This is a genomic window from Dactylosporangium sp. CA-092794, from assembly GCF_050948465.1.
Taxonomy (GTDB): Bacteria; Actinomycetota; Actinomycetes; order Mycobacteriales; family Micromonosporaceae; genus Dactylosporangium.
Window position 1 is genome coordinate 1257304 of the sequence record NZ_CP192044.1, and the last position, 19198, is coordinate 1276501.

At 70.6% G+C, this 19198-nt stretch carries 17 protein-coding genes; 9 read left to right on the top strand and 8 right to left on the bottom strand.

Annotated features, from left to right (window positions below):
- Positions 1-18: 18 nt before the first annotated feature.
- The 3 genes from ACQPXD_RS05495 to ACQPXD_RS05505 all read left to right on the top strand — a co-directional run bounded on the left by ACQPXD_RS05495 (position 19) and on the right by ACQPXD_RS05505 (position 2596).
- A complete protein-coding gene (locus ACQPXD_RS05495) occupies positions 19-333 on the top strand; it encodes a S26 family signal peptidase (RefSeq protein ID WP_432843658.1) in 315 nt (104 codons plus the stop codon).
- Between the two features lie 116 nt (positions 334-449).
- Positions 450-1631 carry an NAD(P)-dependent malic enzyme gene (locus ACQPXD_RS05500; protein WP_432843660.1) on the top strand — a complete coding sequence of 394 codons (1182 nt, stop codon included), beginning with the start codon at positions 450-452 and terminating at the stop codon, positions 1629-1631.
- Positions 1632-1651: 20 nt separating this feature from the next.
- Positions 1652-2596, top strand: coding sequence for a zinc-binding dehydrogenase (locus tag ACQPXD_RS05505; protein ID WP_432835441.1), 945 nt, complete (start codon positions 1652-1654; stop codon positions 2594-2596).
- A gap of 770 nt (positions 2597-3366) precedes the next feature.
- Here ACQPXD_RS05505 and ACQPXD_RS05510 read toward each other — a convergent pair.
- Positions 3367-4284 (bottom strand): alpha/beta hydrolase family protein, encoded by a 918-nt coding sequence (locus ACQPXD_RS05510; protein ID WP_432835443.1) that lies wholly within the window; start codon positions 4282-4284, stop codon positions 3367-3369.
- 73 nt (positions 4285-4357) lie between these two features.
- Here ACQPXD_RS05510 and ACQPXD_RS05515 point away from each other — a divergent pair, with 73 nt between their 5' ends.
- The gene (locus tag ACQPXD_RS05515; protein ID WP_432835445.1) at positions 4358-4990 is read left to right on the top strand and encodes a Pr6Pr family membrane protein; all 633 of its coding nucleotides are present in this window, start codon (positions 4358-4360) and stop codon (positions 4988-4990) included.
- Here ACQPXD_RS05515 and ACQPXD_RS05520 read toward each other — a convergent pair.
- The 7 genes from ACQPXD_RS05520 to ACQPXD_RS05550 all read right to left on the bottom strand — a co-directional run bounded on the left by ACQPXD_RS05520 (position 4949) and on the right by ACQPXD_RS05550 (position 14315).
- Positions 4949-6475 carry an FAD-binding oxidoreductase gene (locus tag ACQPXD_RS05520; RefSeq protein WP_432835447.1) on the bottom strand — a complete coding sequence of 509 codons (1527 nt, stop codon included), beginning with the start codon at positions 6473-6475 and terminating at the stop codon, positions 4949-4951. The genes ACQPXD_RS05515 and ACQPXD_RS05520 overlap by 42 nt on opposite strands.
- A 161-nt stretch (positions 6476-6636) precedes the next feature.
- Entirely contained in the window at positions 6637-7680 is a 1044-nt protein-coding gene (locus ACQPXD_RS05525) for an alpha/beta hydrolase family protein (protein ID WP_432835449.1), read from the bottom strand.
- Between the two features lie 191 nt (positions 7681-7871).
- The gene (locus tag ACQPXD_RS05530) at positions 7872-8051 is read right to left on the bottom strand and encodes a DUF6104 family protein (RefSeq protein WP_432835451.1); all 180 of its coding nucleotides are present in this window, start codon (positions 8049-8051) and stop codon (positions 7872-7874) included.
- Positions 8052-8122: 71 nt separating this feature from the next.
- Positions 8123-11815: a multifunctional oxoglutarate decarboxylase/oxoglutarate dehydrogenase thiamine pyrophosphate-binding subunit/dihydrolipoyllysine-residue succinyltransferase subunit gene (locus ACQPXD_RS05535; protein WP_432835453.1), complete on the bottom strand. Its 3693-nt coding sequence runs from the start codon at positions 11813-11815 to the stop codon at positions 8123-8125.
- A 207-nt stretch (positions 11816-12022) separates the two neighbouring features.
- Positions 12023-12931 carry an ABC transporter permease gene (locus ACQPXD_RS05540; RefSeq protein ID WP_432835455.1) on the bottom strand — a complete coding sequence of 303 codons (909 nt, stop codon included), beginning with the start codon at positions 12929-12931 and terminating at the stop codon, positions 12023-12025.
- Positions 12928-13839 (bottom strand): ABC transporter ATP-binding protein, encoded by a 912-nt coding sequence (locus tag ACQPXD_RS05545; protein ID WP_432835457.1) that lies wholly within the window; start codon positions 13837-13839, stop codon positions 12928-12930. The genes ACQPXD_RS05540 and ACQPXD_RS05545 overlap by 4 nt, the downstream gene beginning before the upstream one ends.
- Before the next feature lie 65 nt (positions 13840-13904).
- Complete coding sequence (locus ACQPXD_RS05550; protein WP_432835459.1) at positions 13905-14315, bottom strand: DUF3052 domain-containing protein; 411 nt, start codon at positions 14313-14315, stop codon at positions 13905-13907.
- A gap of 92 nt (positions 14316-14407) precedes the next feature.
- Here ACQPXD_RS05550 and ACQPXD_RS05555 point away from each other — a divergent pair, with 92 nt between their 5' ends.
- The 5 genes from ACQPXD_RS05555 (at position 14408) to ACQPXD_RS05575 (ending at position 19194) form a co-directional block, all read left to right on the top strand.
- A complete protein-coding gene (locus ACQPXD_RS05555; RefSeq protein WP_432835461.1) occupies positions 14408-15169 on the top strand; it encodes a GNAT family N-acetyltransferase in 762 nt (253 codons plus the stop codon).
- Positions 15170-15174: 5 nt separating this feature from the next.
- Positions 15175-15981 (top strand): lysophospholipid acyltransferase family protein, encoded by an 807-nt coding sequence (locus ACQPXD_RS05560; protein WP_432835463.1) that lies wholly within the window; start codon positions 15175-15177, stop codon positions 15979-15981.
- A 906-nt stretch (positions 15982-16887) separates the two neighbouring features.
- Positions 16888-17748 (top strand): DUF4097 family beta strand repeat-containing protein, encoded by an 861-nt coding sequence (locus ACQPXD_RS05565; protein ID WP_432835465.1) that lies wholly within the window; start codon positions 16888-16890, stop codon positions 17746-17748.
- Positions 17745-18380, top strand: coding sequence for a PadR family transcriptional regulator (locus ACQPXD_RS05570; protein ID WP_432835467.1), 636 nt, complete (start codon positions 17745-17747; stop codon positions 18378-18380). Before ACQPXD_RS05565 ends, ACQPXD_RS05570 begins: the two co-directional genes overlap by 4 nt.
- A 124-nt stretch (positions 18381-18504) precedes the next feature.
- Positions 18505-19194: a response regulator transcription factor gene (locus ACQPXD_RS05575; protein WP_344613221.1), complete on the top strand. Its 690-nt coding sequence runs from the start codon at positions 18505-18507 to the stop codon at positions 19192-19194.
- Positions 19195-19198 lie beyond the last annotated feature (4 nt).

The following is a 19198-nucleotide window of genomic DNA, read 5'->3' on the forward strand; positions in this document are numbered from 1 at the left end:
TCCAACCTCGGGGATTTCATGCGCACTCCGTGGTTTACGGCACTCGTGTCGGGGCCATCCATGGTGCCGACGCTGCGCTCGGGGGACCGGATTCTGGTGCGCCGCACCGCGTCCGCGCGCGCGGGCGATCTCGTGGTCGCCGTCTTCCGCAGCCGGCCGGAACTGCTGGTGATCAAGCGCGTGGCCCGCGCTGACGGCGATGGATGGTGGGTCGTGGGAGACAACCCCTTCGGGAGTGATGATTCTGCGCGGTACGGCCGGGCAGATGTCATCGGGCGTGTGACATTTCGCTGGTGGCCACACCCGGTGCGCTTCCCGCGGGCGCCAGGCTAAAGTGATGCGGTTACGGGAGACCCCCGGTCGCATTCGCATTTTTCCCGCGCTTTCACCCCGCGCCGCGCGTTCTTCCCGTATCAAGCCGTGGCAAAGGAGCCCCCGTGCTGACATCCGTGTCCGACTCCGTTTCCGATCCCGTGACCGATCCTGTCTTCGCGCTGCACGCCGGTGGCAAGCTCGCCGTGCAGTCCACCGTCCCGCTGGCCACCCGCGAGGACCTCTCGATGGCGTACACGCCCGGTGTGGCCCGCGTCTGCGAGGCGATCGCCGCCGATGAGTCCCTCGTGCACCAGCTCACCTGGGTCGGCAAGGCCGTCGCCGTGGTGACCGACGGCTCCGCGGTGCTCGGCCTGGGCAACATCGGCCCCCGCGCCGCGATGCCGGTGATGGAGGGCAAGGCGGTGCTGTTCAAGCAGTTCGGTGGCGTCGACGCGGTGCCGATCTGCCTGGACACGCAGGACCCCGACGAGATCGTGCGGGTCGTGACCGCGCTGGCGCCGTCCTTCGGCGGGATCAACCTGGAGGACATCTCCGCGCCGCGCTGCTTCGAGATCGAGCGGCGGCTGGAGGAATCGCTGCCGATCCCGGTGTTCCACGACGACCAGCACGGCACCGCGATCGTGGTGCTGGCCGCGCTGCGCAATGCCTGCGCCGTGCTCGGCCGCAACATCGCCGACCTGCGCATCGTGGTGAGCGGCGCGGGCGCGGCCGGCGTGGCCGTGACCCGGATGCTCATCAGCGGCGGCGCGAACGCCGGCGAGATCGTGGTGCTCGACTCGCGCGGCTGCCTGCACACCGGCCGCACCGACCTCAACCCGGTCAAGGCCGCGCTCGCCGCCGAGACCAACGCGGGCGGCGTGACCGGCGACATCGCCTCGGCGCTGCGCGGCGCCGACGTGCTCATCGGCGTCTCGGGCGGCACCATCCCCGAGGAGGCACTGGCCGGCATGGCGCCCGAGGGCGCGATCTTCGCGCTGGCCAACCCGACGCCCGAGGTGCACCCGGAGATCGCCGCGCGGTATGCCAGCGTCGTGGCCACCGGCCGCAGCGACTTCCCCAACCAGATCAACAACGTGCTCGCCTTCCCGGGCATCTTCCGCGGCGCGCTGGAGTCCGGCGCGACCCACATCAGCGAGGGCATGAAGGTGGCCGCGGCGAACGCGATCGCCGGCGTGCTCGGCGCGGGCGAGCTCGCCCCGGAGTGCATCGTGCCCAGCGCGCTCGACCCGCGGGTCGCCCCGGCGGTGGCCGCAGCCGTCTCCGAGGCCGCGCTCCGCGACGGCGTGATTCGTTAACGAGGACTGAGGTCACGGATATGCGTGCCGCATTCGCAACCGCGTTCAACGAGGCCGACCCGCTGTCCGTGCTCGAGATCGGTGACGCACCGGAACCGGCGCCCCCGGCCGACTGGTCCGTGGTGGAGGTGCGCGCCAGCGCGCTCAACCACCACGACCTGTGGTCGCTGCGGGGCGTCGGCCTCCGGGAGGACCAGCTGCCGATGATTCTCGGCTGCGACGCCGCGGGGATCGGCCCGGACGGCACCGAGGTCGTCGTCTATCCGGTGGTGTACACCGACCAGGGCGACTTCACGATCCTGTCCGAGTACTACCAGGGCACGGTCGCCGAGCGGGTGGCCGTCCCGGCGTACAACCTCGTGCCCAAGCCCGCCGAGCTCACCTTCGCCGAGGCGGCCTGCCTGCCCACGGCGTGGCTCACCGCGTTTCGCATGCTGACCACCAAGGGCCGGCTGGAGGAGGGCGGCGCGGTGCTCGTGCAGGGCGCGGGCGGCGGCGTCGCCACGGCCGCGGTGCTCCTCGGCACGGCGTTGGGCGCCCGGGTGTACGCCACCAGCCGCGACCCCGCGAAACGCGAACACATCGCCGCCCTCGGCGCCACGGCCGTCGAGCCCGGCGCCCGCCTCCCGGAGCGCGTCGACGTGGTCGTGGAGACGGTCGGCGAGGCCACCTTCGACCACTCGATGAAGTGCGCCAAGCTCGGCGGCCGGATCGTGGTGTCCGGCGCGACGAGCGGCTACCTGCCGAAGGTCAACCTGCGCCGGATGTTCGCGCTGCAGCTGGAGATCCTGGGCACGAGCATGGGCACCCCGGAGGAGCTCGCCGACCTGATGGCGCTGCTGGCCCGCACCGGCATCCGCCCGGTCATCGACACGATCCTGCCGTTCTCGGAGGCCCGCAAGGCGTTCGAGCTGCTCCAGTCCGGCCAGGTCTTCGGCAAGGTCGTCCTCGACCACACCGCCTGACCCGCCCGCCCCGGCCCGACCCCGTCCACTGCCGGCCGTGGTCGGCCCCGGCCCCGGCCGGCCGGGCCCACCCCGTCCGCTGCTGGCCGTCGTCGGCCCCGGCCGCGACCGGCTCTCGGCCGCCGCTGAGGCTGCCATGCGCGAGCCGGGGCATTTCCGGCGCAGGCCCGGCAAACCAGCGCTCGGTGTGGGTCCGACCAACCCGATAGTCGGCATTTTTCCGATAAATCCGGACACCTGGCGGTGTCCGGATTTATCGCCTTTATCATCATTTAACCCGTGTCGGGTGACACGCACGGCTTAGCGCGCATCGATCCCGGCCGGGCCGCGCTCGGCCATGCCACGGGCCAGGGCAGGCGCGGCGGCACCAACCTTGGCCGATGAGAGTCACGTTCGGCGATGATCACGCGCCCGAAGGGGCCAAGATGCACATCGGCGGACGAGAGTCCGACAATTGGGCGGTTCTGGGCATCGGCCAGACGTTGCCACGCGTCGCGACCCCTCGGCCGCGGTCGGAGTGAACGAATCTCTCCGCGATCATGCGGCTCCCACTGATGTATGACGGGTTTCCCATGATCGCGGAGACATATGGTACCTATGGGTACATAGTCTCTCCACGATCATGAAAAACCGCCGATGAGGGCCGCGTTCGACCATGATCACGGAAGGTTCGACCCGCTGATGCACATATATACCCCGTCAGGCGAAAAATCCGACAAGTCGTGGCGCGGAGCGCCCGACTTGTCGGATCTCGCGGCCCGCGGGCGCGGCTACAGGTGGGAGTCGAGGTCCACGGAGGGGGCGAGGTCGGCCTTGGCCGCGGCGTCGCCGTACAGCTCCAGCCGGAGGAACTCGAGGGTGCTCTGCGCGACCGTCCCGTAGGCCGGGGATTCCGGCCGCAGGTAGGGGTCGTTGTGGTCGCCGCCCGGAATGGTGAGCATCGCCTTCGCCCACGGGACGAGGTCGTAGGTGGCTTTGCCGCTGGCGTACGACACCAAGGGGTCCGCGTCGCCGTGGACGAAGAACAAGGCCGCCGGCGTGCCGCTGAAATCCGTCCCCACCCCCAGTCCGCTGCCGGCCAGGATGACGCCGGCGCGCAGGCGCGGGTCGCGGGCGACGGTGAAGAGGCCGACCGTCGTGATGGCGCCCGCCGAGTGGCCGGCCGCGGCCAGCCGGGTGCGGTCGATGTGGGTCCCGAGCGGGCCGGCCAGCACCTGCCCGAGCACGTAGCTGGCGTCCGCGGGCTGGTTGAGCACGTCGTAGACGTCGAGGCTGGGAGCGCCGCGGGTCGTGTTGGGATAGGCCGGCGCGATCACCACGAACCCGGCCGCCGCCCAGCTCTTGAGCAGCGGCGCGAACTCTTCCGGCGTGCCGTTCAGGCCGTGGCTGAAGAGGATCGCGGGGTATCGGCCCGCATGGTCCGGGGTCCAGACGACCGTCCGCAGCGTTCGTCCTTGCCGGGTGTACGTCACCTGCTGCGACGACACCGACAAGTCGCCGGCCGGCAGCGCCAGCGGCGGCGGCAGTTGCACCGCGGCGAGCCGGGGATCGGCCGTCCCGGCGGGAGTGGCGCTCGGGGTGACCCAGCGGGAGGGCGCCTGGCTGTCCGAGCAACCCGACAGGGTGCCGGACACCAGCGCAGCGGATACGACGACGGCGGCGAGCGCGGCGCGCGGACGCAGACGCATGCCTCAACGGTACGGGGGCCCCGCACGGATCGACCGCTTCCCCCGAGGGCGAAATCCCGCCAAGATGAGGCGCATGCAGCAGACGTTCAGGGCGCTGACCGCCGTGTGCGCGGTCGCCGGGATCGCGTTCCTGATGCACTGGAACCACGGCGACTGGAACTCGTTCGTCTATTTCACCGTGCAGAGCTCCGTCATTGTCGCCGCCGTGTCGGCCGTGGCGGTGTTCCGGGAGGTGCCGGCCTGGTTGCGCGGCGCGGCCACGCTCTACAGCTGCATCACCGGCATCGTGTACCACTCGCTGCTGGCCAACCGGGCCAGCCCGTTCTACCAGCCCGACTCCGGGCTCTGGGAGATGCACAACATCCTGCTGCACTCCCTCACCCCGATCCTCGCCGCGGTGACCTGGCTGCTGATCGAGCGGGAGCGGGTGCGCTGGTGGTATGCCGCCGTGTGGCTCGCCTACCCGCTGGGCTACCTGGTGTTCGCGCTGGTCCGGGGCGCGTTCGTGCACGAGTATCCGTACCCGTTCATCGACGTCAACAAGCTGCACGCGGGCGGCGTCACCCAGACGTCGCTGGGCTTCACGGTCGCGTTCTTCCTGCTCGGGCTGCTGCTCATCGGGCTCGGCGCGGTGCTGCGCCGGGCGTTGCCGCCCGCGCCCGTCTCAGACCAGGACGCCCGGGTTGAGGATGCCGCGCGGATCTAGCGTGCGCTTGGCCGCGCGCAGGGCATCGCGGTAGAGCGGGGAGCGCTGCTCGTCGTACCACGGGCGATGGTCGCGGCCAACGGCGTGATGGTGCGTGATCGTGCCGCCGTTGTCGGCGATCGCGTCGCTGACCGCGGCCTTGATCTCGTCCCAGATGGTGACCTCGGCGCCGCGGCGGGCCGGGGTGATGATCGTGAAGTAGGGGGCCGGGCCGTCCGGGTACACGTGGGTGAATCGGCAGGTCACCACCGCGACGCGGGCCGGCGCGGCGGCCTGGGCGGCGGCGAGCACGGCCGCGTGCAGCGCCTCGAAGCGGCTCCAGGTGCACGCCGTCTCCACGGTCTCGACGATGAGCCCGAGCCGGATCAGCGCGTCGCGGGTGTAGGGGGCCTTGAGAAATGCGTCCCGGAATCCCGCCGTTTTTGCCGTTTCGGTACCGCCATGAGCCCGGCAGATCTCCAGCGCCTCGGGCAGCAGCACCGAGTCGGGCCCCTCGAAGCCGAGCATGAGCCGCGTCTGCCCGTCGGTGGCGCCCGCGTTCAGCATCGACTCGACCGGGTCCAGCAGCCGGCAGTTCGCGGGGCGCAGCCCGGCCTGCACGAGTTCCCGGGTGGCGGCGACGCCCTCGAGGTACACCGGGAAGGCCATCGCCGCGGACGCCTTCCGCTCGGGCCGCCTGGTGACCCGCAGCCACGCCTCGACGATGATCCCGAGCGCACCCTCCGAGCCCAGGAACAGCCCGTCGGCGGCCGGACCGGCGCCGCTGGACGGCACGCGCGGCGACTCGACCGGGCCCTGCGGGGTGACCACGCGCAGCGCCTCGACGAAGTCGTCGATGCGGGTCGGGCCGGTCGCGTAGTGCCCGCCGGAGCGGGTCGCGAGCCAGCCGCCGACGGTGGAGAACTCGAAGCTCTGCGGGAAGTGCCGCAGCGTCAGGTCGTGCGGGCGCAGCGCGTCCTCCAGCGCCGGGCCGAACACCCCGGCCTGCACCCGCACCGCCCGGTTGACCTCGTCGACCTCGGCGATGCGGTTGAGCCGGCTCAGATCGAGCGAGACCCATGGCGCGCCCCCGCGGTACTCCACCCCACCGACCACCGACGTTCCCCCGCCGTAGGGCACCACGGCGGCCCCGGCGGCCTCCGCCCAGTCCAGCGCCGACACGATGTCGTGCACGGTGCGCGGCTGGCACACCAGGTCGGGCGGGTTGGGCAGTTCACCGTGCAGCGCGCGTACCACGTCCCGGAAGGCCTTGCCGTAGGCGTGCGACGCGCGGCTCATCGAGTCGGCCAGGAAGGCCTCCTCCATGATCGAGGGCGGGATCAGCCGCGGCGGCGGGAGCAGCGGGTCGAACGGCAGCGGCAGCACCGAGCCGTCGATCGGCAGCCACGGGCGCAGCGCCCGCTCCGCGAGGCGGCGGCAGGCCGCGTCGTCGAGGGCCTCGTCGACGTAGCCCCAGCCCCACCAGGAACGCTCGCGGTAGCCCACGCGGGGGAGAGTGCCACAATCCGACACTGTTCGGCCACAGTCGGAAGTGGCGACATAGGTATCGGGTGGGTCCTTCTCGGTATTCTGTCGGCCATGTCTGATGAGCAGCGCATGGACCCGAGTCAGAACACGCAGGCGTTTCAGGCGTGGGTGGACCAGAGTCAGCCGGCAGAACCGGCCAAGTCCAGGACGTTACTCTGGGTGGGGCTCGGCGTGGCGGTCGTCGTGGTGGTGGTCGTGCTGTTCGTCGCGCTGGGGTAGATGCCCGAGGACTCGAAGCGCGTGTAGCCCGGCAGCGTCGCGTCATCGGCCAGCCGCAGCCGGGCCGCGTCGTCGCTGTCGAAGGCCCAGTCGAGGAAGTCCAGCAGCGTCGCCATCGCCTGCACGTGGCCCCGCTCGGGGTCGTTGGTGCCGGCCCCGTGCTCCCCGCCCTGGATGGTGAGGAACGCCTTCGGCCACGGGTCCTTGCCGTAGGACTCCCGCCCCTGGCTGTAGGCCACGACGGGGTCCTTGTCGCCGTGGATGAACAGCAGCGGGACCGGGCTGCCCTTGTAGGCCGTCGTCGGCCGGCCCGCGAAGATCACGCCGACCTTCAGCCGCGGGTCGCGGTGCCCGGTGAACAGCCAGTCGGTGGTGGTGCCGCCGCCGGAGTGCCCGATGGCGCCGAGGCGGTCGGGGTCGATGCTGGCCGCGAGGGGGTTGCCCGGCTGCATCATCTGGCTGATGACGTACGACGCGTCGAGTGCCTGGTTGGGCACGTCGGTCTTGTCGAACTTGGGCCCGTCCTTCTTGGTGAACGGATACGCCGGCGCGGCGACCACGTAGCCGGCCTCGGCGAGGAACTTCGTCATGCCCTCGTACATCTGCGGGTTGCTGTAGAAGCCGTGGCTCCACAGCAGCAGCGGGAACTCGCCGGGCAGCGGGGTCGCGTCGAGCTGGGTGCGGCCCTTGGTCTGGCGGGCGGAGCCGCGCACCGGATACCACACGGTGGTCGGCAGCGGCCGGTTCTTGCCCCGCGCGAAGGTGAAGTGGCGCACCCCGACCGCGTGCGGCGCCGGCGAGGACTGCACCGCGGCCGCGCCGGCGGGCGTGCTGAACGGCGTCGGCGTGTCGTCGGACCCGGACGCGACAACAGCGCCGCCCACGATGAACAGGGCGGCGGTGAGCAGCGACACGGTTGCGGTTCGGGCACGACGCGCAGGCACGTCAAGAATGTAAGTGGGCGGCGCCATACGCCGTTATCGCCCGAGCGGGGACAATCGATTGGCTTGCCGGACTACGCCGGGTTGTTCGCGGATGACCCATTTGGCGGACGCGCCGGTACGTAGGGAGATCGGCGCTTCATCCGCATCGCGCAGCGATGCACTGAAATATCCGATTTATCCGGGCAAAGTGGCTAGTCGTCGCCCTCGTCGTCGAGGCGGGCGAGGTAGACGGCCAGGCGCTCGATCGGCGTCTCGAACTCCGGGTTGAGGTCGACGAAGTCGCGCAGCCGCTCGGCCAGCCACTCGAACGTGATCTCCTCGTCGCCGCGGCGGTCGGCGAGCTCCTCGATGCCGCGATCGGTGAAGTACATGGTGCCGCCCTTTCGCAGAAACGGGCGGGGCACGGCGTCGCCGCCGTGCCCCGGGTTGTCGCAGTCGATCGTCAGCGCTTCGGCAGCGCGGCCTCGATCAGGGCCTGCTGCTCGGCGTCGTGCAGCTTGGTCGAGCCGACCGCCGGGGCGGCCGCCGCCGGGCGGGAGATGCGCCGCAGGCCAACGCCCTGCAGCTGCTCCAGCAGGTTGAGCGCGATGAACGACCAGGCGCCCTGGTTCGCCGGCTCCTCCTGCACCCAGGCGAAGTCCTCCGCGTTGGGGTACTGCTCCAGCGCCGCGCGCAGCTCGTCGATCGGCATCGGGTAGAGCTGCTCGACCCGGATGATCGCGGTGTCGGTGATGCCGCGGTCGGTGCGCGCCTGCAGCAGGTCGTAGAAGACCTTGCCCGAGCACAGCAGGACCCGCTTCACGCCGGCCGGGTCGAGCGCCGTGCCCTTGATGCCCGGGTCGGCCAGAACCGTCTGGAACGTGCCGGTGGTGAAGTCCTCCACGCCCGACACGCACAGCCGGTGCCGCAGCAGCGACTTCGGCGTGAAGACCACCAGCGGCTTCTTCTTCGGCGACAGCGCCTGGCGGCGCAGCAGGTGGAAGTGGTTGGCCGGGGTGGTCGGCACCGCGACGCGCATGTTGTCCTCGGCGCACAGCTGCAGATACCGCTCCAGGCGCCCGGAGGTGTGGTCCGGGCCCTGGCCCTCGTGCGAGTGCGGCAGGAGCAGCGTGACGGAGGCCAGCTGGCCCCACTTGACCTCGCCGGAGGAGATGAACTCGTCCACGATCGACTGCGCGCCGTTGACGAAGTCGCCGAACTGCGCCTCCCACATGACCAGCGCGTCCGGGTTCTCCACCGAGTAGCCGTACTCGAAGCCCATCGCCGCGAACTCCGACAGCAGGGAGTCGTAGATGAAGAGCTTCGCGTTGTCCTTGATCATGGCCGACATCGGCAGGTAGTCGGCGCCGGTCTCGGCGTCGACGATCGCCGCGTGGCGCTGCACGAACGTGCCGCGGCGCGAGTCCTGGCCGGACAGCCGGACCGTGACGCCGTCGTTGACCAGCGCGCCGAAGGCGATGATCTCGCCGAAGCCCCAGTCGATGTCGCCCTCGACGGCCATCTTGGCCCGCCGGTCGAGCAGCTGCTGCACCCGCTTGTGGGGGGTGAAGCCGTCGGCGAGCTTGACGTGGGCCTCGCCGATCGCGCGCAGTACCGACTCGTCGATCTTCGTCTCGACCACCGGCTCGGGCTCGGGCTCCCGCAGGCGGGTCAGCCGGGCCGCGGGCGAGGACGACGCGTCGCGGGTGGCCTTGAACACCGTCTCCAGCTGCTCGTGGTAGTCCTTGAGCAGGGCCTCGGCCTCGGTGATCGGGATGTCGCCGCGGCCGATCAGCTCCTCGGTGTAGATCTTGCGGACCGAGCGCTTCTGGTCGATGATCGCGTACATCAACGGGTTGGTCATCGACGGGTCGTCGCCCTCGTTGTGGCCGCGCCGCCGGTAGCAGACCAGGTCGATCACGACGTCCTTGTTGAACGCCTGGCGGTACTCGAACGCGAGCCGCGCCACGCGCACGACGGCCTCGGGGTCGTCGCCATTGACGTGGAAGATCGGCGCCTGGATCATCCGGGCGACGTCGGTCGAGTACAGCGACGAGCGGGAGTACTCCGGCGCGGTGGTGAACCCGACCTGGTTGTTGACGACCACGTGGACCGAGCCGCCGGTGCGGTAGCCGCGCAGCTGTGACAGGTTCAGCGTCTCGGCGACGACCCCCTGGCCGGCGAACGCGGCGTCGCCGTGCACCAGCAGCGGCAGGACGGTGTAGCCCTCGAGCTTGAGGTCGATCTTGTCCTGCTTGGCCCGCACGATGCCTTCCAGCACCGGGTTGACCGCCTCCAGGTGCGACGGGTTGGCGACCACGGAGACCGTGGTGGCGTGCTCGCCGTCGGGGTGGGTGAACTTGCCCGTCATGCCCAGGTGGTACTTCACGTCGCCGGAGCCGTGCGCCGACTTGAGGTCGAGGTGGCCCTCGAACTCGGAGAAGATCTTCTCGTACGGCTTGCCGACGATGTTGGCCAGCACGTTGAGCCGGCCGCGGTGCGCCATGCCGATGACGACCTCGTCCAGGCCGCTCTCCGCGGAGTTCTGCAGGATCTCGTCCAGCAGCGGGATCAGCGACTCGCCGCCCTCCAGCGAGAAGCGGCGCTGCCCGACGTACTTCGTCTGCAGGAAGGTCTCGAACGCCTCGGCCGCGTTGAGCCGGTTGAGGATGTGCTTCTGCTCCTCGGTGCTGGGCTTCTCGTAGGGCTTCTCGACCCGCTCGGCGATCCAGCGCCGCTCCTCCGGGTCCATGATGTGCATGTACTCCACGCCGACCCGGCGGCAGTAGGAGTCGCGCAGCACGCCCAGCACGGCCCGCAGCTTCATCTTCTGCTTGCCGGCGAACCCGCCGACCGGGAACACCCGGTCGAGGTCCCACAGCGTCAGCCCGTGCTCGAGGACGTCGAGGTCGGGGTGGCGGCGGATGCGGAACTCCAGCGGGTCGGTGTCGGCCATCAGGTGGCCGCGCACCCGGTAGGCGTGGATCAGCTCGATGACCCGGGCCGCCTTGTCGATCTGCCCCTCGGACGTGCGGGCCACGTCGCGGACCCAGCGCACCGGCTCGTATGGGATGCGCAGCGCGGTGAAGATCTGGTCGTAGAACTCGTGCTCGCCGAGTAGCAGCTCGTGCATGACCTTGAGGAACTCGCCGGACTGCGCGCCCTGGATGATCCGGTGGTCATAGGTGCTGGTCAGCGTGATGATCTTGCTGATGCCGAATTCGGCGAGGGTGTCGTCGGACATGCCGGCGTAGGGCGCCGGATACTCCATCGCGCCGACGCCGATGATGGCGCCCTGCCCGGCCATCAGCCGCGGCATCGAGTGCACGGTGCCGATGCCGCCCGGGTTGGTCAGCGAGATCGTGGTGCCCGCGTAGTCGTCCATGGTCAGCTCGTTGCGCCGGGCCCGGCGGACGGTGTCCTCGTAGGCCGACCAGAACTGCCGGAAGTCCAGCGTGTCGGCGGCCTTGATGCTCGGCACGACCAGCGAGCGCGAGCCGTCGGGCTTGGCCAGGTCGATCGCGATGCCCAGGTTGACGTGCTCGGGCTGCACCAGGTTGGGCTTGCCGTCGAGCTCGGCGAAGCTGTTGTTCATCTCCGGGTGCGCGGCCAGCGCCCGGACCAGCGCGTATCCGATCAGGTGCGTGAAGCTCACCTTGCCACCGCGACCGCGGGTCAGGTGGTTGTTGATCACGATCCGGTTGTCGGACAGCAGCTTGGCCGGCACGGCGCGCACGCTCGTGGCGGTCGGCACCTCCAGGGAGGCGTCCATGTTCTGCACGATCCGGGCGGCCACGCCGCGCAGCGGGACGTGCTTCGCGCCGCCGACGGGGGCCGGGGCCTCCCGGGTCGGCGCGGGCTTGGTGGCCGGTACGGCCTTCTTCTCGGCCTTCTGGACCGGCTTCTCGGGCGCCTTCTCGGCAGGCTTCGCGGGCGCGGGCTTCGCGGGCGCGGGTGCTGGGGCCGGCTCAGCCACGACGGCGGCGGCCGCGACGGCCTCCGGGGTGGGCTTGTAGTCGGCGAAGAAGTCGTGCCAGGCGGAGTCCACGCTGGCCGGGTCGGCGAGGTACCGCTGGTACATGTCCTCGACGATCCACTCATTCGGGCCAAACCCCGCCAGCGGATTCTCCTGCGAGTTGGTCGCTTGGGTCGACACGGGTCTTGATCGCCTCTTCCAAACGCGAGTGCTAGGGGTTGCTCATGTCCGGCGTCAAGGCTACGCGCTGCCTAACGCTCGTTCGTCGCCGACGCCGCCGGAGTGACCAGGTAGACGAGGGTCGCACGGCCACCTATACAACTGTGGCCGCCATACGGCGGCCACAACTGTCCTAAATCCGGCACCAAGCACGTGCCGAGCTTTTGCTCAGGTAACGTCGCGCTTCCGCGTGATCAGCGTACCGATCGTGCCCAGGACCACCGCGTAGCCGATCAGGACCAGCACGCCCGACCAGCGCGGCGGCAGGTGGACATCGCCGATCTGGCCCGACAGCGTGCCGATCACGTGCATGGAGGCCAGCGGCGGGATGTACACCGCGGTCTGCATGACCCAGTCCTTCTTGATCAGGTACTCGTGGATCAGTGCCAGCGCGATCAGCGAGGCGTAGGTCCCCACGGTGTAGAGCACGGCGGCGGTGATCGTGGCGCCGAGCTGGCTGCGCAGCAGCACTCCGATGCCGATGCCGAAGATCGCCCACAGCACGTAGACCAGCAGGTTGAGCAGTATCGCCTGCTGCGCCGCCCAGGCGCCGAGGCTGTTGGAGAAGCCCTCGTTGGCGAAGAACACCGCGCCGACGATCAGGTCGATCACGGTGGTGATGAACCAGAACAGCACGGCCACCGCGGCGCCGGTGATCAGCTTCGCGAAGATCACCCGAGTGCGCTTCGGCGTGGCCAGGAACGTCGCCGTCGCGGTCTGGTGGTAGTACTCGTTGGTGATCAGGAGGATCGCCAGCAGGGTGACCATGAGCAGGCCGAAGAACTGCCCCGAGGTGTAGATGTTCGCGGCGGACTTCGCCAGCCCGGCCGCGGCCCGCGCCTGCGCGACCCGGTCCCGCTCCGCCTGCTGATCGGCCAGGAACTGATCGCGCTCCTGGTCGCTCAGGCCCGGCGGCGGGTCCTGGTGGAGGTAGTCCGGCTCGTGCAGCTCGGAGTCGGCCTGCGCGGTGTTGATCAGCAGCGCGATGGCGGTGAACGCCAGGGAGCAGATGAGGAAGATCCACCACATGTTCGTGGTGCGCAGCTTGAGCAGCTCGCTGCGGATGAGCCGGGTCATCGGATGGCCGCCCTTCCCTGCGTCAGTTCGAGGAACACGTGCTCCAGGTCGGGCCGCTCGGCGACCAGCTCGTGCAGCTCGACCCCGGACTTCAGGGCCAGCCGGCCGACCGCCGGTGCGTCGAGCCCGACGATCAGGTGCGCGCCGTTGCCGTTGGGGTTGATCGTGCCGCCGGCCTCGCGCACGGCCGCCACCAGCTCCTCGATGTTGGGCGTGCGCACCCGCACCGTGGCCTGGGTGGCGCCCTGGCCGATGATCTTCTCGACCGGGCCCTGGGTGACCAGCTTCCCGGCCGCGATGATCACCACGTCGTCGGCGAGGATCTCCATCTCCGACAGCAGGTGGCTGGAGACCAGCACGGTGCGGCCCTGCTGGGCCAGGCCCTGCAGCAGGCCGCGCATCCAGCGGATGCCCTCCGGGTCCAGGCCGTTGGCCGGCTCGTCCAGGATGAGCACCTGCGGGTCGCCCAGCAGCGCCTGCGCGATGCCGAGGCGCTGCTTCATGCCCAGCGAGTAGCCGCGGAACTTGCGCTTGGCGGCCGGGGTCAGCCCGACCAGCTCGAGCACCTCGTCGACCCGGGGCGTGGCGATGCCCGCGGCGGCCGCGACGCAGCGCAGGTGGTTGCGGGCCGTGCGGCCCTTGTGCGCGGCCGAGGCCTCCAGGATCGCGCCGACCAGCCGCAGCGGCTCCGAGACGTCGGCGTAGCGCTGACCGCCGATGGTCGCGGTGCCGGACGTCGGTGCGACCAGGTTCAGCACCATGCGCAGTGTGGTCGTCTTGCCGGCCCCGTTCGGCCCCAGGAAGCCGGTCACGCGGCCCGGCTCGACCGTGAACGACAGGTTGTCGACGGCTCTGACGTTGCGGTAGTGCTTCGTCAGGCCGGAGACGACGATCTGTCCGGTGGACAATGCGACGCTCCCTCCTACTTCTGGGGTTCATGGAGTGAAGCGTCAATATTGCATATCCGGACAACCTAGGTCGCGGCGCGGTCTGCCGTCCGGATGACGTGCTTGAGCCCCGACCAGGTGTCGTCGATCGCGCAGACCTTCACGTCCACCCGGCCGTTGGCCAGCGCGTACCCGCGCACCACATGCTCGTCCAGGTCGGTGGCCAGCCCCGAGGAGCGCTTCGGCCACGCCACCCACAGCGCACCGGCCGGCGGGGTGAGCCGGTGCAGGACCCGCCAGCGCCGGCGCAGCCGGGCCTGATCCGGGCAGAACAGCACGATCACGTCGTAGAGCCCCGGCGCGGTACGCCGGTGCAGCACCACGTCCGCGGGCAACTCGCGCAGCTCGAACCCGGCCGGCGCGCCATCGAGCAGAACGCGATGGCCCGCGCTGACACCCAGCTTCTTCGGCAACGGCGTGCCTGAATATCCCGCCATGGTTCATCACGGTAACCACAGTTCATCCGCGCGCCATCAGGGAAACCAGTCAGCGTCAGCCGTCCGCAGGGGTCGACGCTTACACCGAACGCATGACGATTCTCGCCGTCGCCGCCGGCCCGCAAGAGCTGGGCGACTTGCAGCGCTACACCCTGCTGGTGGCCACCGACGGCGACCAGGTCCGGGCCGCACAACGGCTCCGGTACCAGGTCTTCGCCGAGGAACTGGGTGCCACCCTGCATGGCGACGAGCCGGGCGTCGACGCCGACGACTTCGACGAGCACTGCGACCACCTGATCATCCGCGAGGAAGCGACCGGCGAGGTCGTCGGCACCTACCGCATGCTCCCGCCCGACCGCGCCGCCAAGGCCGGCCGCCTCTACGCCGACACCGAGTTCGACCTGTCGGGCCTGGACGAGCTGCGCGGCGACCTGGTCGAGACCGGCCGCTCCTGCGTGCACCCGGACCACCGCTCCGGCGCGGTCATCAACCTGATGTGGGCGGGTATCGCCCGGTACATGCACCTGCACGGCCACCGCTGGCTCGCCGGCTGCGCCTCGGTGCCGCTGGCCGACGGCGGCGTCACGGCCGCGGGCGTGTGGGACCTGACCCGGCGCAAGCACCTGGTGCCCTCCGCCTGGCGGGTGCGCCCGCTCAACCCGTGGGTCACCGACCTGGAGCCCCCCGCCAAGGTCGAGGTGCCGTCCCTGCTCAAGGGCTACCTGCGCCTGGGCGCCTGGGTGGGCGGCGACCCGGCCTACGACGCCGACTTCGACTGCGTCGACTTCTACGTGCTGCTGTCGCTGGACCGGATCAACCCCCGGTACATGCGCCACTTCCTCGGACAGGAGTGAGCTCGATGGCTGTCATGGACAGCCTCTGGCTGCCCCGCTCGACCTGCGGCACCGACTGCCTGGCCGATCAGCCCTCCCTGACCGTGTCCCGGCCGATCATGCTCAAGCGCATCGTCTGCACCGGCTCGGTCCTGCTCTTCGCCGCCCTCTCGGTGCCGGTCCTGGCTTTGCTGCCCCAGCGCCAGCTGGTCCACGCCCAGCGCGGCCTGGCCCGCGCCATCCTGGCCGGCCTGGGCATCAAGCACGCGGCCACCGGCAAGCTCCCGCAGCGCAGCGCCCTGCTGGTCGCCAACCACGTCTCCTGGCTCGACGTCGTCGTGCTCCTCGCCTACACGCCGGCCCGCCTGCTGGCCAAGCGCGAGGTACGGTCGTGGCCGCTGATCGGCCGCCTGGCCGCCACCCTGGGCACGGTCTTCGTCGACCGCTCCCGCCCGAAGAGCCTGCCGTCCACGGTCGCCGAGGTGAACCGCAACCTGGCCGCCGGCGGCGTCGTGGCCGTCTTCCCGGAGGGCACCACCTGGTGCGGCCGCATGGGCGGCACCTTCCGCCCCGCGATGTTCCAGTCAGCGGTCGACGCCCGGGTACCGGTAGTGCCGGTCCGCCTGACCTTCGCCCAGGCCGGCGCGATGTCGACGGTGGCCGCGTTCATCGGCGAGGAGACCTTGATGGCCTCCTTGAAGCGCGTCGTGGCCGCCCGCGACCTGTCGATCAGCTTGCGCGCCCACCCGAAGCTGTATCCGGCCCCCTCCGAGTCACGCACCCACTCCCGTCGCGTCCTCGCCCGCGCCGCCTGCGCCGTCATCTCCACCTGACCCCGCCCGGGCCGGGGTCCACCGATCCCACCCACGCCTCCTGCTCGTCGTCCCCGCTGGGCTGGGCTGGGCTGGGCCGCGCCGGGCTGGGGCCTGCTGCGTCTCGCGGCCAGTCCGTTAAGTCGGGCGCTCCGCACCACGACTTAACGGATTTTTCGCCTGACAGGGTATAAGTCCGAAAAGTCGTGGCGCGGAGCGCCCGACTTTTCGGGCGGCGGCGGGCGGCGGCGGGCGGCGGCGGGCGGCGGCGGGCGGCGGCGGGCGGCGGCGGGCGGCGGCGGGCGGCGGCGGGCGGCGGCGGGCGGCGGCGGGCGGCGGCGGGCGGCGGCGGGCGGCGGCGGGCGGCGGCGGGCGGCGGCGGGCGGCGGCGGGCGGCGGCGGGCGGCGGCGGGCGGCGGCGGGCCGGGTCGGTTGCGGGCCGGGTTGCGCGCCGCTGGCGGATGGCGGCGGGCGGGCAGCATGCTCTGGCCACTCGTTCGGGCTGGGCGGACGTATGTCTCCGTGATCATGCGTGTCGCCGTGGCCGCACCACGGGTTCGCCATGATCGTGGAGACATTTGGTACACGGGTGTACATGTTCACTCCGTGATCATGAGAAACCGGTGGTGTCGGTGGCGAGTCCGCATGATCGCGGAGACTTACCGTCGCAGCGAGCGCCGGTTGCTGCGACCGAGCCGTCGCTTCTGGGGCTGTTCGGGCGAATTATCCGACTCCAGAGACGGACTTGTCGCCTGTCAGGGTATAAGTCCGAAAAGTCGCGGCGCGGAGCGCCCGACTTTTCGGCAGGGCCGGGGTGTGGGTCGGGCGGTGGGAGTTCCTGTGGGCAGTGTGTCGTGAATGGCAGTCGCGATGTATCGCGTTTGGGGGTATGCTCGTCGCAGGGGTAAGGGAGCGAGGAGTGGCGCGATGACCGCGTGGAACATCAGCGAGCCCAAGCGGCTCGCGCTGGACGAACAGGTGACCGACCTCAATGTCGCGCTCGTCGCTGGGCGGCTCAACGTCGTCGGGGCCGATGGGCCGGCGCGGGTCGAGGTGTCGGCGATCGGGGACCGGCCCGTTCACGTCTCGGTCGAGGGTGGCGTGCTGACGATCGCGCACGACTTCCCCAAGGGGTGGCCGGGGATCCTGTGGTGGCTGTTCGGCTCGCGGTTCAAGGTCGACGTCTCGGTCGTGGTGCCGATGACGGCGTCCGTCCGGGTCAACGTCACCTCCGGCACGATTATCGCGTCGTCGTTGCGCAACGGGGCCGGTGTCGACGTGACCAGCGGCAAGATCACGCTGCTCGGCATCGACGGCAAGGTGACGGGCAAGGTCGTGTCCGGGTCGATCGAGGGGCTGACGCTCGGCGGCGAGGTCGAGTTCGAGACGGTGTCGGGCGAGATCGTCGTGGCGGACTCGACGGCGGGGCGGGTCTCCGCTCGTACCATTTCCGGCTCTGTCACCTGCGACCTGGACAACCCGCCGGCCGGCACCGAGGTCCACCTCGACACGGTGTCGGGGGAGATCACGGCCCGGGTGCGCGAGGACAGCGACCTGCGGGTCAGCCTCAACGCGATCTCCGGCCACGTCGTCAACGCGTTCCCGGAGCTCGACCAGCACAGCCGCAACGCGGTGAGCGGCCGGCTCGGCTCGGGCACGGGCGGGCATCTGGTCGCGAGCGCGGCGTCTGGCACGATCTCGCTGTTGCGCCGCCCGGTGGACGATGAGGACATCCCGGACGGGGACCTCGCCGGCGGCCCGGTGGAGAACGAGGAAGTCACGGAATGAGCGCGGTCTTCAGTCACGGCAGGCTCCGGCTGTACCTGCTGAAGCTCCTCGCCGAAGGCCCGCGCCACGGCTACGAGCTGATCCGGCTGCTGGAGAACCGGTTCCACGGGCTGTATGCCCCGTCCGCCGGCACGATCTACCCGCGCCTGCAGCGCATGGAGGCCGACGGGCTCATCACGCACACCGCCGAGGGTGGCCGCAAGGTGTATGAGATCACCGACGCCGGCCGCGACGAGCTGCGCCGGCGGGCGCGGGAGATCGAGTCGCTGGAGGCCGACATCAACGCCTCGGTCGCCGACCTCTCGACCCTGGCCGACGAGGTCGAGCAGGGCGTGCGCGGTTCGGTGCGCGACCTCAAGCGGGAGCTCAAGGAGGCCAGCCGCCAGGTGCGCAGTTCGCCGTCCGGGCCGTCGTCGTTCGGGTGGGGGTACCCGCCGCGGCCCGGTGCGGCCACGCCCCGCCCTCCGCAGCCGCCGCCGGACGTCGTCGCGGAGCTCGAGGAGAAGGCCGCCCAGCTGTTGTCCGAGGTGCGCCGGCTGGCCCGGACCGGGCGGGCCAGCCAGGAGACCATGCGTGCCACCCTGGTTGTGTTGGACGGTGCGATCGACCAGGTGAGACGCTTGCTGCGGTAGGTGACAAGGGTTGCCCAGGAACTTCCCAGGCAACCACCAGCCCTACTCCAGCGGAGGGCGGAAAGATATGCGCATGGGGGTACGAGGCGGCGTCGCACAATCCGGGGGTGCATCGTCGCCAGGCGTGGCGCAGGCTGAGGCGAGGCTGCTCGTGGTCGAGGACGACCCGAATATCCGCGAGCTCCTCTCCGCCAGCCTGCGCTTTGCCGGTTTCGCGGTGGACGCGGTGACCACCGGCAGTGAGGCGGTCACCGCGGCCCGCGAGAGCAAACCCGATCTGGTCGTGCTCGACGTGATGCTGCCCGACCTCGACGGCTTCGAGGTGATCCGGCGGCTGCGCGAGGGTGGAGTGCGCCTCCCGGTGGTCTTCCTGACCGCCCGCGACGGCACCGAGGACAAGGTTCGCGGCCTCACGCTCGGCGGCGACGACTACGTGACCAAGCCGTTCAGCCTGGAGGAGCTCACCGCCCGGATCCGGGCCGTGCTGCGCCGCACCGCCGGCGACCCCGGGCCCAACCGGCTCGTCTTCCACGACCTGGAGCTGGACGAGGAGACGCACGAGGTGAGCCGGGCCGGGCAGACCATCGCGCTCTCGCCGACCGAGTTCAAGCTGCTGCGGTACCTCATGTTGAACGCCGGTCGCGTCCTGTCCAAGGCGCAGATCCTGGACTTCGTGTGGAACTACGATTTCCGCGGCGATGACAGCATCGTGGAGTCCTACATCTCGTACCTGCGCCGCAAGGTCGACATCGCGGAGCCGCGGCTGATCCACACGCTGCGCGGCGTGGGATACGTCCTGCGCCTGCCCGTCTGACCCG

Coding starts and splice junctions, on each gene's coding strand:
- ACQPXD_RS05495 (WP_432843658.1), top strand. CDS start 19: ATGCGCACTCCGTGGTTTACGGCACTCGTGTCGGGGCCATCCATGGTG.
- ACQPXD_RS05505 (WP_432835441.1), top strand. CDS start 1,652: ATGCGTGCCGCATTCGCAACCGCGTTCAACGAGGCCGACCCGCTGTCC.
- ACQPXD_RS05510 (WP_432835443.1), bottom strand. CDS start 4,284: ATGCGTCTGCGTCCGCGCGCCGCGCTCGCCGCCGTCGTCGTATCCGCT.
- ACQPXD_RS05515 (WP_432835445.1), top strand. CDS start 4,358: ATGCAGCAGACGTTCAGGGCGCTGACCGCCGTGTGCGCGGTCGCCGGG.
- ACQPXD_RS05530 (WP_432835451.1), bottom strand. CDS start 8,051: ATGTACTTCACCGATCGCGGCATCGAGGAGCTCGCCGACCGCCGCGGC.
- ACQPXD_RS05540 (WP_432835455.1), bottom strand. CDS start 12,931: ATGACCCGGCTCATCCGCAGCGAGCTGCTCAAGCTGCGCACCACGAAC.
- ACQPXD_RS05550 (WP_432835459.1), bottom strand. CDS start 14,315: ATGGCGGGATATTCAGGCACGCCGTTGCCGAAGAAGCTGGGTGTCAGC.
- ACQPXD_RS05555 (WP_432835461.1), top strand. CDS start 14,408: ATGACGATTCTCGCCGTCGCCGCCGGCCCGCAAGAGCTGGGCGACTTG.
- ACQPXD_RS05560 (WP_432835463.1), top strand. CDS start 15,175: ATGGCTGTCATGGACAGCCTCTGGCTGCCCCGCTCGACCTGCGGCACC.
- ACQPXD_RS05565 (WP_432835465.1), top strand. CDS start 16,888: ATGACCGCGTGGAACATCAGCGAGCCCAAGCGGCTCGCGCTGGACGAA.
- ACQPXD_RS05570 (WP_432835467.1), top strand. CDS start 17,745: ATGAGCGCGGTCTTCAGTCACGGCAGGCTCCGGCTGTACCTGCTGAAG.